This window comes from Limnospira platensis NIES-39 (assembly GCF_026000695.1).
Lineage (GTDB): Bacteria > Cyanobacteriota > Cyanobacteriia > Cyanobacteriales > Microcoleaceae > Limnospira > Limnospira platensis.
The window spans coordinates 2420621-2436092 of the sequence record NZ_AP026945.1 but is presented as its reverse complement, the minus strand read 5'-3'; the positions used below and the strand labels follow the sequence as shown (position 1 = coordinate 2436092).

Genomic DNA, 15472 nt, shown 5'->3' with positions numbered 1-15472 from the left:
CAACCCTATTTCATGCCTGAACGTTTCGCACACTGGTGACAATTATAGCATTAGTCAAGGTAGTTAGGACGCAGCTGTGAGAACGGAATCCATGGCATCATCGAGAGAATCAAACTGCTCACGTGCAATGGCGAATGCGGGCTTTCAACCACGACCAACATTTCTCTATCTTGTTGAGGTCTGGCGAATAAGGCCGAAGATAGAGTAAACGGCATTGAGCCGCCTCCACCAGTTCAGCCTGCCGCCCCCCTTTATGAAACGTTGCATTGTCCAGTACTAGAGTTTGACCTGGCTTCAATGTTGGAATTAAGATAAACTCCAACCACAACTCAAACACTGTCCGATTACAACAACCCTCAAAGCGATCGGGGGCTAAGAGTTGTTGATAACACCATGCCGCCATATAGCTCACCCTGCCCTGCCTCTTCCCGGATTTGAGGGCATCGAAGCGTTGTCCTTCCTGGCAGTAACCATAAGGATAATCCGAGTCTTGACTATTCATGCCAGCTTCATCGAGGTAAACCAACCCTTCCGGCTCCATATGTTCAATCTGAGCAATAAACTCCTCTCGCTGTTGCTGATCACGTTCTTGGTAGCCGTAAGTTGTTTTCTGGTGAAGCCAATTTTCTTCAAGGTTCTGGATATGGTGCGAGGAGAGATGTCGTCATCCCAAAGTTGAGCCATTTGAGCGGAGGTTTTGTCGCCATGCTCTTGGGCAAAAGCCTTGAATTTGTGCCAGTCGGTAATTTTGTGGTTATTGCCAGGTGGGCGATTAGGTTTAGGGAGGAAGTCTCCGGTCTGTGCTTTTCTTTGGAGCCAGAGATTGATAGTGTTCCGGCTGAGATGGAAAAATTGACTGGCTTTGGTTTTGGACATACCGTATAGTTCAATTGCATTGATAACTTTTTGTCTAAGGTCGTAACTGTAGGGGGCTGGCATTTTGGGTCTTCTGTAGATATCCTTGCCATTATACGTCCTCACTGTTCTGTCTTGTGCTATACCATAGATGTGGCTAGACAGTTAAATGTTAGGAGAATGCTGCTGGCTATCAACAAAGCCCATAGTAAACTTAATTTAGACGCACTCAAACAAAAGGTAGAACAAACATACGGCGAAACTGTGGCGGGTGTGTTTCCTTTGTCGGAAGATTTACTACAACTGGCTAGTGAAGGGGTGTTTTGTGTGAAATATCCTGAACATCCAGTCAGTAAAGAATTTGCTAAAGTTGCCAATCAAATTATGGAGGGATGAAAATTATGTCTGATTTAGGGGATCTACAATCTCTGACGAGTTCTCTTGCAGCAATGGTCTCGCCATTTCGTAACTATTTAAATGATTTATACGAAAAATATCAGCCACTGAATGAGGGCAAAGTAGCTGATTATATTCCTGAGTTAGCATTGGCAAAACCGGAATGGTTCGGGATTTGCGTAGTGACTAAAGATGAGCAGATTTTTGAGGTGGGAAATTGTGATCAGTTGTTCACAATTCAATCTATTTCTAAACCGTTTGTATTTGGTTTGGCGTTGGCAGATTATGGCCGGGAATATGTCAATAGTAAGGTGAGTGTGGAACCGACTGGGGAAGCCTTTAACGCTATTGTGTTGGATGAGGTGACAAACCGCCCCTATAATCCTATGGTAAATGCTGGAGCGATCGCCACCGCAGATTTAATCAAAGGTCAAAACAGCACCGAACGCCTGAAAAGATTGCTAGAAATGTTCAAAGGCTACACGGGACGAGATCATGATATTAACGTCCCTGTTTTTCTCTCCGAGAAAGCCACGGGAAACCGAAATCGGGCTATGGCTTATTTGATGCTGAACTTTGGTATGGTCAGCGACAAAATTGATGAAACCTTAGACCTGTACTTTCAGCAATGTTCAATTCTGGTCAATGCTAAAGATTTAGCAATGATTTCAGCGACCCTGTCTAATGGGGGTATTAATCCAATCACTAAGCAACGGGCTGTTGATGAACATTATGTGCAGGATATCATTAGTGTGATGCTAACCTGTGGGATGTATGACGCATCAGGAGAATGGGCTTATCGGGTGGGAATACCTGCAAAAAGTGGCGTAGGCGGCGGTATTTTAGCGGTGGTACCAGGAAAGTTGGGAATTGGTATATTTTCGCCGCCTTTGGATGCTAAAGGTAATAGCATTCGAGGTGTGAAGGTGTGTGAAGACCTATCACGGGATTTTGGTTTACATCTGTTTAATGTAGCTAAAAGCGATCGCAATTTAGAAGAGTGGATTGCGGGAGGTGATGATCTACATGACTTTTAAACAGTCTCGACTATTCATAGTTCCAGATATTAGGTAGGCTAACACCCAGGTTAACCTAACTTTATGTCGGACATTTCTGCCACCTAAAACTATTTCGTCAACATCTTAATATCCCTGGCTGCCGTTAAGTCGGGGGTGTGACACTGTAGGGGTAAAAATTTTTACCCCTATGCCAACTGTCTGATTTAAACTTGCTATGAACCTCGATAAAAACTCACCTGTTCGTCGATTTCGTCTCAGAACAACCCTACTGATTCCGTTTCTTTTGCAAATTGTGGCAGGGGTTGGTTTAGTAGGATGGATTGGTTATCGCAGTGGACAACAAGCTGTGAATAATGTAGCTACCCAATTACGGAGTGAACTGACCAATCGAATTACAGAAAAGTTATCGTCTTATACGGAGATTCCCAAAACTATTAATCGTTTGAATGCTAATGATTTTTCCCATGGTGATCTGAATGTGAGTAACACTTTTGGGGAACACAAATTATGGCAGCATATGCAGATTTATCCTAGCTTGAGTTATGTCTATTGTGGTGACGAAGATGGTAGTTTTTTTGGGGTAGGTAGACTCGACCAAGAAGACCGTTCTAATGTAATTATGGTGTATAGCAATTTCTGGACTGACTTTATGCGCCAGGATTTTGCTTTTGATGAACAAGGAAATCGGACTGAGCAAATTGGCACTCTTGAACAACCTTATGATCCACGCCAAAGACCTTGGTATAAAGCAGCACAGGCGGAAAGTAAGGCTGTGTGGAGTGAGATTTATCTTTCTTTTTCTACCCTATTACCTACCATAACAGCAAGTCTCCCGGTTTATAGTCTGACGGATGGTTCTCTGATTGGGGTTTGTGGAACTGACTTTTTTTTACCCCAAGAGGTGAGTGGGTTTTTGCGAAATTTGGAGATTGGTAAAACTGGAACGGCTTTTATTATGGAGCGTTCTGGTAAATTGGTGGCTACTTCTACGGGAGAACCTACATTTAAGGTTGTTGGAAATGATCGTGAACGATTAATGGCGATCGCCAGTGAAAATGGTGCAGTCCGGGCTACGGCTAATTATCTGAGCGATCGCTTTAATGACCTCGGTAATATTCAAACTGTCAAAAAATTCGATTTTCAGTGGTCAGGGGAACGACAATATGTTCAAGTTGTGCCATTTCAAGATGGCAATTTGGATTGGTTGGTAGTTTTAACGATTCCGGAGTCGGATTTTATGAGCGAAATTAATGCGAGTCGTCAAAAGTCTATCGGGTTAAGTTTGGCGGCGTTAATAATGGCGATCGCTGTGGGAATTTTGACCTCTCGCTGGGTCACTCGACCGATTTTGCGCGTTTCCCATGCGGCTGATGAATTAGCCCAAGGTGAACTAGATCAACAGGTAAAACCTAGCCCAATTATTGAAATCGACCGCTTGGCGAGGTCTTTTAATAGTATGGCACAACAACTGAAACAATCATTTTCTGCCCTCCGCCAAAGTGAAGCGACTAATCGGGCTATTGTTAATACTATTCCAGATTTAATGATTCGGGCTAAGGGGGATGGTAGTTATCTTGATGTGGTGGGTAGCGATCGTTTGGAGCCAGCAGATAGTAGTGGCGAAGAATTGTTAACCGGTCAGCCATTTCCGAAGGGAATCAGCGTGCAGGAATATTTACCGGATAATTACGAACAATTAATGCACTATATTCAACAAGCATTAATAACTGGGAAGTTACAAGTTTATGAGCATCAAATTATCCGGGATAATAAGTCTGTAGATGAAGAGGTGCGAATTATGGTTTTGGCAGAAGATGAAGTTTTAATTATGGTGCGAGATATCACCGACCGTAAACAGGCAGAAGAAGCCTTGCGTATTGCTGAGGAAAACTACCGCAGCATTTTTGAAAATGCTTTGGAAGGGATTTTTCAATCGTCCCCTAAAGGCAAATTTATTAATGCTAATCCGGCTTTAGCCAGAATTTATGGCTATGATTCTCCTGAAGAACTGATGGCAAGTATTACGAACATTAGTGAGCAGCTTTATGTAGACCCAGAAAAAAGAACGGAATTCAGATATTTGTTGTCTCAACAAAATTCCGTCAAAAATTTTGAATATCGTTGTTATTGCAAGGATCGTAGTATTATCTGGATTCAAATTGATGCCCGTGTCGTGAATGATAACAATGGCAATGTGTTGTATTACGAAGGAATTGTTCAAGATATTACTGAACGGAAGCGCAAGGAGGAGGAACTAAAACGACAATTGGAAGAGTTGCAAATTGAAATTGATCATAAAAAACGTCAGCAAGAAGTGGCTAATTTAACTGAGAGTAGTTATTTCCAGGAGGTACAGCAAGAAATATCTAACGTGAACCTTGATGATTTCTGGAGTTAAGAAAAACTGGATAATTGATAATGTAGGGGCGGGTTGTGCTGTGAATCCTCATTCCCAAGGGGAAGATAAATAAACCCGCCCTCACCCACGATTATCAATTGTCGATGTAGGGGCGGGTTGTGCTGTGAATGGTGATTCCCATGTCGATGTAGGGGCGGGTTGTGCTGTGAATCCTCATTCCCAAGGGGAAGATAAATAAACCCGCCCTCACCCACGATTATCAATTGTCGATGTAGGGGCGGGTTCTGCTGTGAATCCTCATTCCCAAGGGGAAGATAAATAAACCCGCCCTCACCCACGATTATCAATTGTCGATGTAGGGGCGGGTTGTGCTGTGAATAGTGATTCCCGTGTCGATGTAGGGGCGGGTTCTGCTGTGAATCCTCATTCCCAAGGGGAAGATAAATAAACCCGCCCTCACTCACCCACGATTATCAATTGTCGATGTAGGGGCGGGTTGTGCTGTGAATCCTCATTCCCAAGGGGAAGATAAATAAACCCGCCCTCACCCACGATTATCAATTGTCGATGTAGGGGCGGGTTGTGCTGTGAATAGTGATTCCCATGTCGATGTAGGGGCGGGTTCTGCTGTGAATCCTCATTCCCAAGGGGAAGATAAATAAACCCGCCCTCACCCACGATTATCAATTGTCGATGTAGGGGCGGGTTGTGCTGTGAATGGTGATTCCCATGTCGATGTAGGGGCCGGTTGTGCTGTGAATCCTCATTCCCAAGGGGAAGATAAATAAACCCGCCCTCATAGGTTGTGCTGTGAATGGTGATTCCCATGTCGATGTAGGGGCGGGTTCTGCTGTGAATCCTCATTCCCAAGGGGAAGATAAATAAACCCGCCCTCATAGGTTGTGCTGTGAATGGTGATTCCCATGTCGATGTAGGGGCCGGTTGTGCTGTGAATCCTCATTCCCAAGGGGAAGATAAATAAACCCGCCCTCATAGGTTGTGCTGTGAATGGTGATTCCCGTGCCGATGTAGGGGCGGGTTGTGCTGTGAATGGTGATTCCCAAGGGGAAGATAAATAAACCCGCCCTCTGGGGAGAGGGGGAGAGGGGGAGAGGGTCAAGATTTGGCTTGTATATAGGCGATCGCCTCTCGCCAGACCAAAATCGGTTCCCCCTGTGGGGGTTGTAAACAGATACAGTTAGGATCTTGCCACAGCATTTGGCCCTCTAACATATCTTCGGTGAGTAATTGAATCTTAACAGTGGGTTTATCCTTGATGTAGGTTTGTAACTTGCGGACGCTGGGTAAATCGGTATTGAACTCGGGCATAATCGATTAGTTATTATTAATGCAGGAGATTGAGATATCAGTGATGGCAATTGAGTTTACAAAGTATCACGGTTTGGGTAATGATTTTATTCTGATTGATAACCGTCATCAGTCGGAGCCAATTTGTACACAGAAACAAGCTGTGCAAATGTGCGATCGCCATTTTGGTATTGGTGCTGATGGGGTAATATTCGCCCTTCCCGGTGACGGGGCTAGTGACTACACCATGAGAATATTTAACTCTGATGGGTCCGAACCGGAAATGTGCGGGAATGGAATTCGCTGTCTGGCTAAGTTTATCGCTGAGTTAGAAGGGAAAACTGGGACGGCGATCGCTTATAAAATTAATACCGCCGCCGGGGTGATCTGTCCCCAACTTTTAACCGATGGTCAGGTTAAAGTAGATATGGGATTACCACGGCTACTGGCGGCGGAAATTCCCACCACCCTATCTGAAAATAGCCTCAAGGTTATCGATGTTCCCCTACAGGTAGCAGGACAGCCCTGGTCTGTTACCTGCGTGAGTATGGGAAACCCCCACTGCATCACTTTTGTAGATGATGTGGCTAGTGTTCCATTAACGGAAATTGGTCCGTTGTTTGAACATCATCCGGCTTTTCCTGAACGAACCAATACAGAATTTATTGAAGTAGTGCGACCGGATTATGTCAAAATGCGAGTTTGGGAAAGGGGTGCTGGGATAACTTTAGCCTGTGGAACTGGGGCTTGTGCTTCTGTGGTGGCGGGAGTATTAACCCAAAGATGCGATCGCCAAGTAACTGTAGAACTTCCAGGGGGTTGTCTACAGATTGAATGGTCAGCTACAGACCAACGGTTATATATGACTGGACCAGCCCAAAGAGTTTTTCAGGGTCAGTTAACTTTCCCAATAATGAACAATAATTAGGTAAATCAAGGAAATTGCTATGGGTGGAGGCATTTATCTCATTCAAGATGATGATCAGCTTGTGGAAATGATGGAACAAGACTATGATTCTGAGGATCAACTTCAGGACTTGCTAGAATCTTATCCGAATTTGCTGGCTGGGGATGAGATTGATCGCGCCACCCCTAGACGGTGGCTATTGATTTCCAGGGATGCTATGGTTCCCCCGGAGGAAGAAAGCGGCGGTCGCTGGTCTTTGGATCATTTGTTTATTGACCAGGATGCTATCCCTACCTTAGTGGATATTCGCCGTATCCGTAATACGGAAATGCGCCAAAAGGCGATCGGGCTAATGTTGGATTATGCGGCCCATGTTAGCTTTTACTGGCCTATTGAATCGACTATTGCTCAATTTGAGGCTAACTGTCGCGAACAAGGTCGCGATCCAGAACAGGTTTTTGAGGAGTTTCTGGGACCTGATGCTAAGGAAGAGCGTTTTTGGCAAAAAGTGAAAACTAATGTACAGGCTGGTAAAATTCGCCTGGTTTTTGTGGCTGATGAAATCTCCCCCTCTTTGCGTCGGGTGGTTGAGTTTCTCAATAAGCAAACTGACCCTGGGGAAGTCTGGGCGGTGGAAATTAAGCAATATGTCAGTCAGGAAGGTTTAAGGACTTTAGTACCTCGGGTAATTGGTCAAACGGCGGAAGCGCAACAGAAAAAATCTAGCGCTACTGGGGAACGCAGACGCTGGGATGAGATGTCTTTTTTTGAGGAATTAAATATCCGCCGGGGAACTGATGAAGCACAACTAGCCCAGAAAATTCACGCTTGGGCGAAACAACAACAGCCGAAAATTGATATTCAATGGGGAACCGGGGATATCTATGGCGGGTTTACGGCTTGGCTTCATCAAAAGGGTAAAAAAACTCACAAGTTATTTAGTGTGGATATTTCCGGGCGTTTGGAAATTTCCTCTAATAAATATGCCTCTCAACCTCCTTTTGATTGTCAGGACAAATGGCTGGAACTTCGCAATAAGTTTAGTTCTATTGGTTTATCTCTCCCGGTAGAACCGAGTGAGTATCGATCGCTAACTTTGCGTCTGTCTACTCTCCAGGATGAAACAGCCCTACAACAGGTTATGGAAACTTTTGATTGGGTGATTAAGGAAATTAAGAAAGCCTGATATTTGTCTGATGATGACTAAAAAAGCCCGTCAGAAACTAACGGGCAATTAGCGGGCAATTAGCGGGCAACTACAGCCTAGTATGCCCATGAAAGCAAGTTATACCTTGAGGCGGAAATGATGCCCTTCACGGGTCAATTAGCCGCCAATTAGACGGCAATCACAGGGAAAAAGCATCTATTACTATGGTCTACATATCCAATTGTGGATATCTTCTGTTCTCCCGGTTTTGATTTCTTCGAGTTTCTGGAAAACTTGATTGGCTACTTTGCGATCGCTTACGGGAGGTAAAATCATGTCTTCTCCCTGATATCCAATGGTGGAAATATGGGCGATAGTTGCTGCTGTTCCCATACCAAAGGCTTCCGTGAGAGTTCCTTGATGGTAGGCTTGGACTATCTCATCAATAGCGATCGCCCTTTCCTCTACCGGCATTCCCCAATCACGACATAAAGTTAACACACTATCCCGCGTAATTCCCGCTAAAATAGTTCCGGTTAATTTCGGGGTGACAACTACTCCATCAATCACAAATGCTAAGTTCATCGTGCCACATTCTTCGATATATTGGCGATGAATGCCATCAAGCCAAATCACATTATCATAGCCTTTCTCTTTAGCTTCTCGGTCTGCGAGAAGGCTGGCGGCGTAGTTTCCGGCTACTTTCGCGGCACCGGTTCCCCCTTCAAAAGCTCTCACATATTTTTCCGTGACAATCAATTTAACAGGATGGGAATAATAAGCACCTACCGGACAGGTGATAATGATAAATTTATAGGAATCCGAGGGTTTTAATCCTACCGATTCATCAACAGCAAAGTAAATCGGTCTAATATATAAAACGCTGCCATTTTTATTAGGAATCCAATCAGCATCTAACTTAATTAACTCTTTCAATCCATCAATAAAAATGGATTCGGGAATAGCTGGCATACATAACCTTTCGGCGGATTGATTAATCCGTTTATGGTTGGCATCCGGTCGGAATAATAATGGCTCACCATTGGGGTTTTTATAGGCTTTCATCCCTTCAAAGATAGCCTGTCCGTAGTGGAGAGCAGACGTGGCGGGGGATAGGTCTATGGGACCGTAAGGGATGATTTGAACATCCTGCCAATTTCCCTGGCTATAGTTAGCCACTAACATATGATCGCTGAAGATTTTGCCGAAGGGTATGGGTTCGGTTTCTAGTTCTTTAATACGGGATTTTTTGGTAGTCTCAATTCGTAGGGGCAGATGCGGATTGTTCATGATAATTTTAAGTAGGTGGCAAATGATTAAAATGATGGATTTTATGGGGGAACAGTAGATAGACGCTAGTTAGTAATTATCTGATTAACTAGGCTGTCTAACTGTTCCCAGTTCCCGAAAATCTGGTAATTTATCGCCTCAATTAACAATTCTCTAGGCTAATTTAACTTGCCTTTGCCAAAGAATTTAGGAGGTTCGGAAAGTGTGTATACTTGAGTCTCAGCGGCGATCGCCTCTCGTAGATGTCGGGGAAGTTGAAATAGTCCTAACAGGGTAGTACCGTCAAACATCCGCATACCGCCTACAGTATGCTGTTGGAGGATTTCATCTGTTTTCTCCGGTTGAGGATAGGGATCAATGGGGTGTTGCGAGGCGATCGCAAATCCCCACGGGGCTCCATAGGTGGGAATAAAGCTAGTATAGGATTGAACATGGGGAAACACAGCGTTAACTGTATTAACAATCCGAACGTGAAGGTTCAAATTTCCGGGAGCCACCGGGCCCGCTTGAATCACAAATATCCCATCATCAGCCAGGACGCGCCGGATATTCTCAAAATACTCCTTAGTAAACAGTTTAAATGAGGGTCCCTCCTCAATGGGGTCTGAGAGATCAGAAATAATCACATCCCATTTTTGGTCGGTGGTATCGAGAAACTCCAACGCATCCCCAACCACTAATTCAGTCCGGGGGTCTTCAAAAGCATTCTGGTGCATTTCTGGCAGATATTGGCGGCACGCCTCCACTACATCCCCATCAATATCAACCATTACCACCCGATCAACAGTTTTCCAGCGCAACACTTCCCGGATAGTTGCTCCCTCGCCGCCACCTAAGACTAGGACTTTCTCTGGTTTACCTTGAATGACCATCCCCGGATGGACTAGGGGTTCATGATACAGAAACTCATCCCCGGTGCAAGACTGCCATTTACCGTCCAGGACTAGGGCTTTACCATAAGCCCCAGTTTCAACAATGTACATCTCCTGATAGGGGGTTTTTTGATGGGCTAGAACATCGATAACCCCGTGAGCATAAATATCCCAAGGTGTGATGTACTCTGTCATCCAAAAATCAGCCTGAACTTCACTGCCAGCCATAAAGTATCCTCCCGGGTATGATTTGACCAAAAGGGATTATATCCCAAATCCGCATAGCGATCGCTTTCATGTCAGACCCCTAATCAACCACTAACCAAACACAAGCTAGATATATGTTCGTGTTTTCGGTGGCAATATTTCTGATCTCCTCTGGCCTGGGTTAACTTATCAGAAGCATGGGTCTAAAACCCCGTCACTTGGGCAGGCTCAGTGCATCGCACTTCGATTATACTCAGTGCATAGCCTTCTAGGACGGCTTTTCTTGTTCCCTAGTGTACTGCTTGAGAACCTCTATGGGCGCACCTCCAACGGAGCTAACAAAATAGCTTGGACTCCAGAGCGCATCTTGGCCTATGGTTTAGGGTAGCCAGCTTGACCATATCGACTATAGATAGGGTTTTCTGAATAACTTAGGGAGTCGGGAATCCGGGGATTTTCGGGAGTCTGGAGCCGATAATAATTATCAATTATCAATTGTTTGGTTGTGTTCGGGTAGTGTGGAATGATGCTCTAGCTTTCAGTAAGTCCAATAAGTACCCTGGATACAACCAGCTTTCGGCAACGTTGACCCAAACCAAAAAGACTGAGGCTAGAGAATGGCTGGCTAGTGTTTCGTCTGTGCCATTACAGCAATCTCTTAAACAGTTAGATGCTGCCTACAAAAACTATTTTAATTCCCTTAGCGGAAAGCGAAAAGGTAAAAAGGTAGGGCTACCTCGATTTAAGAAAAAAGCAAATAAGCAGTCTGCGACTTTCACAAAAACTGCATTTTCCATCAAAAAAGGAGAGGTGTTTTTAGCCAAGATTGGTAATATAAAACCCATATGGTTGAGGGAATTGCCGTCCGCACCCAGTTCGGTTACAGTCATCAAAGATGGTGCTAACCGCTATTTCTTGAGCTTTGTTGTAGAAGTTGAACCGATTCAGGTCGAGGCAAAAAATCAAAGCATCGGGATTGATTTAGGGATTAAAACTTTTGCGGTCATGAGTAATGGTGAGAAGGCTTTTAGCCATTATTACTCGAAGACAGAGCGCCAAATTCGCAAGCTCCAGAAAAAACTAGCCCGTCAGCAGAAAGACTCAAAACGGAGAAATAGGACTCGAATTCAAATTGCTAAACTGCATCATCAAATTGCAGATGCCCGCCAAGATTTCTTACACAAATTGTCTACTAAGCTGGTTCGTGAAAACCAAACGATTGCCTTAGAAGACCTGAATATGTCAGGCTTGGTCAAAAATCGCTGTCTAGCCAGGGCTATTAGTTGGCAAGGTTGGCGAGAGTTTAGAACGCTCTGTGAGTCAAAATCTGAGAAGTTTGGTAGAGAGTTTCACGTCATCAGCCCATGGGAACCGACCAGCCAGATTTGCTCTGAATGCGGCTACAAATGGGGTAAGCTCGATCTAAAAATTCGGTCGGTTCGATGCCTAAATTGTGGCACTGAACACGACCGAGATGAAAATGCAGCCAAGAATATAGAACAAAGTCGCCACAGGGCATTGGGAGACTCTAAACGGACGCTGAGACAGAAATAAGACTACCTTGGTAGCGTCAGTCAGTGAAGCGTCAAGAATCACCGTGACTTCAGCGGGCGTGAGTATGTCAAGATTGATTTTCAGGAAAGTCTGGGATTATCCATTGAGGTGGTGCTGTGCGTTTTTTGCGGACAGCTTCTTCTGCTATATCTAGCATTTGATCTAAAGATGTATTTTCAATAAAACTCGATACAGAAGTCACATATTCCCGGTGGGGGCATTTATCACCCAGAATACAACCATTTTTACAGGCTTCTGCACAATTGATGGTAGTTTCCACAATAGTTTCCTCTCTCTCAAATTCGACAACCTGCCAAAAATTGTAGTATAGCAGTCAGATTGTCGGCTACTCATACAGGACATCAGACCATGAATCGTTTAATATACCAATTGAAATCTTTACCCTGGCGGTGGCTGCTTCAAAGCGCCGGGGTCACAGTGGCTATAGTGGCGGCGGTTGAGTTGCTGTTGACTCTGGGTTTAACACATTCGGCTAGTCTCTCTCAGGCGATCGCCTTCTTGTATTCTCCACCCTTGGGCATAATTATGTTTATCGTGTCGGCGATCGGTATCGGCGCTTTGGCTGTTTATCTCTTGGAACTGTGGGACCAACAGATCATCCTTAATTCTGGCACTCTCTGGGCTTTGCTTGCCTGTCTACTCCTGGGCTTATGGATTAAATCCTTACTTCCCATACCTGGCATCGTGATCACTTTATCACGATTTTCCTTTCTTGGGGTTCTCGTCGGCGTTTTCTGGAAAGGAAGACCTTACTTTCGTTAACCCCAAACCATCACCCCAAACCATTGACGTTTAGCATTTAATACTTTACTATCTAGTTAAGTATTCACATAATATCTAAATGCAACGGCTAAAGGAGAATCAATGCTATTTCGTCAGCTATTCGACCCGGAAACCAGCACTTATACCTATCTAATTGCCGATACTGTCACCAAGGAAGCAGCATTAGTGGATCCGGTTCTTGAACAAGTTGATCGCGATCTGAAATTGCTGGAAGAATTGGAATTAAACTTACGCTATTGTTTAGAAACCCATATTCACGCTGACCATATTACCGGGACGGGGAAACTACGCCAGCTTACCGAATGTCTGGGAATTGTGCCCCAAAAGGCTAATGCAGCCTGTGCCGATCGCTATATTGGTGATGGAGAAGTCTTAGAATTAGGGGAGATTAAAATTGAGGCGATCGCTACTCCCGGACACACTGACAGCCATATCACCTATTGGGTAAATGGCGATCGTATTTTAACCGGAGATTCCCTATTAATCCGAGGTTGTGGACGTACTGATTTCCAAAGTGGCGACCCCGGACAACTTTATGATTGCATTGTTCAAAAACTCTTTACACTTCCCGAAAATACTCTAGTTTATCCTGGTCATGACTATCGAGGTCATACAGTTTCCACTATTAAAGAAGAAAAACTTTACAACCCCCGTTTAGCCGGAAACAGCCGCGAGAGTTTTATTGAACTCATGAATAGTCTCAATCTTCCCGACCCTAAAAAAATTATGGCGGCGGTTCCTGCTAATGAACGCTGCGGAAAAGTTCCCAGTCTTTCCTAAGTCTTTAACTAAAATATGACCGGGTGGGTTTATCCATCTTTCGGGTGATACATCAAAGCTGACTGGTAAGAAAGAAAGGGCGGGTTTATCTATCTTTCTGGTGATACACCAAAGCTGACTGGTAAGAAAGAAAGGGCGGGTTTATCTATCTTTCTGGTGATACACCAAAGCTGACTGGTAAGAAAGGGCGGGTTTATCTATCTTTCTGGTGATACACCAAAGCTGACTGGTCAGACAGAAAGGGTGGGTTTATCTATCTTTCGGGTGATACATCAAAGCTGACTGGTAAGAAAGAAAGGGCGGGTTTATCTATGTTTCTGGTGATACACCAAAGCTGACTGGTAAGAAAGGGCGGGTTTATCTATGTTTCTGGTGATACACCAAAGCTGACTGGTAAGAAAGGGCGGGTTTATCTATCTTTCTGGTGATACATCAAAACTGACTGGTCAGACAGAAAGGGTGGGTTTATCTATCTTTCTGGTGATACATCAAAACTGACTGGTAAGAAAGGGCGGGTTTATCTATCTTTCTGGTGATACATCAAAACTGACTGGTAAGAAAGGGCGGGTTTATCTATCTTTCTGGTGATACATCAAAACTGACTGGTAAGAAAGGGCGGGTTTATCTATCTTTCTGGTGATACATCAAAACTGACTGGTAAGAAAGGGCGGGTTTATCTATCTTTCTGGTGATACATCAAAACTGACTGGTAAGAAAGAAAGGGCGGGTTTATCTATGTTTCTGGTGATACATCAAAACTGACTGGTAAGAAAGGGCGGGTTTATCTATGTTTCTGGTGATACATCAAAACTGACTGGTAAGAAAGGGCGGGTTTATCTATGTTTCTGGTGATACATCAAAACTGACTGGTAAGAAAGGGCGGGTTTATCTATGTTTCTGGTGATACATCAAAACTGACTGTAGAACCCGCCCCTACAGAACCCGCCCCTACAGAACCCGCCCCTACAGAACCCGCCCCTACAGAACCCGCGCCTACAGAACCCGCGCCTACAGAACCCGCGCCTACAGAACCCGCGCCTACAGAACCCGCCCCTACAGAACCCGCCCCTAAAAGGTTTTTTAATTTTCCCTATTTTTTAATAGATTAATGCTTATTTTGATTGTCGGACATCTCCTCGCTATTTGTATTGGTTTGAGTCTGGGTTTAATTGGAGGCGGAGGGTCAATTCTAGCCGTTCCGGTTCTCGTTTATATCATGGGAATAGGGACTAGAGAAGCGATCGCCATGAGTCTAGCCATTGTCGGTTCAGTCAGTTTGCTGGGGATGTTACCCCATTGGCGGCGTGGAAACGTGAATTTTAAGACTTTTGCTATTTTTACCCCAACGGCGATGATAGGGGCTTATTTTGGCGCTCGTTTAGCCTCTTTTCCTGGGATTACTGATACCATTCAAATGATGACTTTTGGGGCGATCGCTTTACTGGCTAGTATATTGATGATTTCCCGCAGTAATCATGTCCCCAAGGCGGTTGATCCCTCTGTCGCTAAAGACAATTCTCGCTGGTGGTTAATTCCCCTGGGGGGATTAGGGGTAGGTGTAATTACCGGATTTGTCGGGGTTGGGGGTGGATTTGCGATCGTACCAGTATTGGTATTACTGGGGGGAATTCCGATTAAAGAGGCGATCGGCACCTCCTTATTAATTATCACATTTAACTCTATTGCTGGCATTATCGGCTATTTAGGACAAGTTCCCATCAATTGGTCTCTCACCTTTTCCATGACCATAGCTGCTAGTTTAGGGACTCTCGGCGGCGCTTATTTGAATCAGTTTATTGACGGTAAACGACTACAAAAATTCTTTGGTTTCTTTGTCTTAGGAATTGCTACCGTCGTTTTACTGCAACATTAAGCCTTGACATTTTACCCCTACCAGAAAGATTCTACCATCTTGAATGCGGCAAGGGGTAGGTGATCACCCTCTCCCAGAGAGAGACCGAGAGAGGGAGATTT

At 44.5% G+C, this 15472-nt stretch carries 13 protein-coding genes and 2 pseudogenes; 9 read left to right on the top strand and 6 right to left on the bottom strand.

Annotated features, from left to right (window positions below):
* Positions 1-63: 63 nt before the first annotated feature.
* Positions 64-939 (bottom strand): annotated as a pseudogene (locus N39L_RS11960) (IS630 family transposase).
* Between N39L_RS11960 and N39L_RS11955 the strand changes: the two are divergent.
* From N39L_RS11955 to N39L_RS11945, 3 genes are all read left to right on the top strand, one after another.
* Positions 907-1251: a MinD/ParA family ATP-binding protein gene (locus N39L_RS11955; RefSeq protein ID WP_197535920.1), complete on the top strand. Its 345-nt coding sequence runs from the start codon at positions 907-909 to the stop codon at positions 1249-1251. The pseudogene N39L_RS11960 and the gene N39L_RS11955 overlap by 33 nt on opposite strands.
* Positions 1248-2288, top strand: a complete 1041-nt coding sequence (glsA, locus tag N39L_RS11950; RefSeq protein ID WP_006616335.1) for a glutaminase A — start codon at positions 1248-1250, stop codon at positions 2286-2288. Before N39L_RS11955 ends, glsA begins: the two co-directional genes overlap by 4 nt.
* A gap of 196 nt (positions 2289-2484) precedes the next feature.
* Positions 2485-4668: a PAS domain S-box protein gene (locus N39L_RS11945; RefSeq protein WP_014275331.1), complete on the top strand. Its 2184-nt coding sequence runs from the start codon at positions 2485-2487 to the stop codon at positions 4666-4668.
* Between the two features lie 1077 nt (positions 4669-5745).
* Here the strand turns inward: N39L_RS11945 and N39L_RS11940 are convergent.
* Entirely contained in the window at positions 5746-5958 is a 213-nt protein-coding gene (locus tag N39L_RS11940; protein ID WP_006616290.1) for an Hfq-related RNA-binding protein, read from the bottom strand.
* 43 nt (positions 5959-6001) lie between these two features.
* Between N39L_RS11940 and dapF the strand changes: the two genes are divergently transcribed.
* Positions 6002-6865, top strand: a complete 864-nt coding sequence (gene dapF, locus N39L_RS11935) for a diaminopimelate epimerase (protein WP_043469010.1) — start codon at positions 6002-6004, stop codon at positions 6863-6865.
* 19 nt (positions 6866-6884) lie between these two features.
* Positions 6885-8030 (top strand): hypothetical protein, encoded by a 1146-nt coding sequence (locus N39L_RS11930; RefSeq protein ID WP_014275326.1) that lies wholly within the window; start codon positions 6885-6887, stop codon positions 8028-8030.
* Between the two features lie 183 nt (positions 8031-8213).
* On the opposite strand, the gene N39L_RS11925 is transcribed toward N39L_RS11930, so the two are convergent.
* The 3 genes and pseudogenes from N39L_RS11925 to N39L_RS11915 form a co-directional block, all read right to left on the bottom strand.
* Entirely contained in the window at positions 8214-9281 is a 1068-nt protein-coding gene (locus N39L_RS11925; RefSeq protein WP_014275325.1) for a branched-chain amino acid aminotransferase, read from the bottom strand.
* Between the two features lie 158 nt (positions 9282-9439).
* Complete coding sequence (speE, locus tag N39L_RS11920; RefSeq protein WP_006616448.1) at positions 9440-10381, bottom strand: polyamine aminopropyltransferase; 942 nt, start codon at positions 10379-10381, stop codon at positions 9440-9442.
* 247 nt (positions 10382-10628) lie between these two features.
* Positions 10629-10765, bottom strand: a pseudogene (locus N39L_RS11915) (transposase); the annotation flags it as partial.
* Positions 10766-10876: 111 nt separating this feature from the next.
* Here N39L_RS11915 and N39L_RS11910 point away from each other — a divergent pair.
* The gene (locus N39L_RS11910) at positions 10877-11914 is read left to right on the top strand and encodes an RNA-guided endonuclease InsQ/TnpB family protein (protein WP_197535926.1); all 1038 of its coding nucleotides are present in this window, start codon (positions 10877-10879) and stop codon (positions 11912-11914) included.
* A gap of 67 nt (positions 11915-11981) precedes the next feature.
* Here N39L_RS11910 and N39L_RS11905 read toward each other — a convergent pair whose 3' ends face one another.
* On the bottom strand, positions 11982-12194 hold the full coding sequence (locus N39L_RS11905; protein WP_006616450.1) for a hypothetical protein: 213 nt from the start codon (positions 12192-12194) through the stop codon (positions 11982-11984).
* A gap of 89 nt (positions 12195-12283) precedes the next feature.
* On the opposite strand from N39L_RS11905, the gene N39L_RS11900 reads away from it, so the two are divergent.
* The 3 genes from N39L_RS11900 (at position 12284) to N39L_RS11890 (ending at position 15371) form a co-directional block, all read left to right on the top strand.
* Positions 12284-12697: a hypothetical protein gene (locus N39L_RS11900; RefSeq protein ID WP_006616451.1), complete on the top strand. Its 414-nt coding sequence runs from the start codon at positions 12284-12286 to the stop codon at positions 12695-12697.
* 102 nt (positions 12698-12799) lie between these two features.
* A complete protein-coding gene (locus N39L_RS11895; RefSeq protein ID WP_006616452.1) occupies positions 12800-13498 on the top strand; it encodes an MBL fold metallo-hydrolase in 699 nt (232 codons plus the stop codon).
* Between the two features lie 1108 nt (positions 13499-14606).
* Positions 14607-15371 carry a sulfite exporter TauE/SafE family protein gene (locus tag N39L_RS11890; protein ID WP_006616517.1) on the top strand — a complete coding sequence of 255 codons (765 nt, stop codon included), beginning with the start codon at positions 14607-14609 and terminating at the stop codon, positions 15369-15371.
* The last annotated feature ends 101 nt before the right edge of the window (positions 15372-15472 follow it).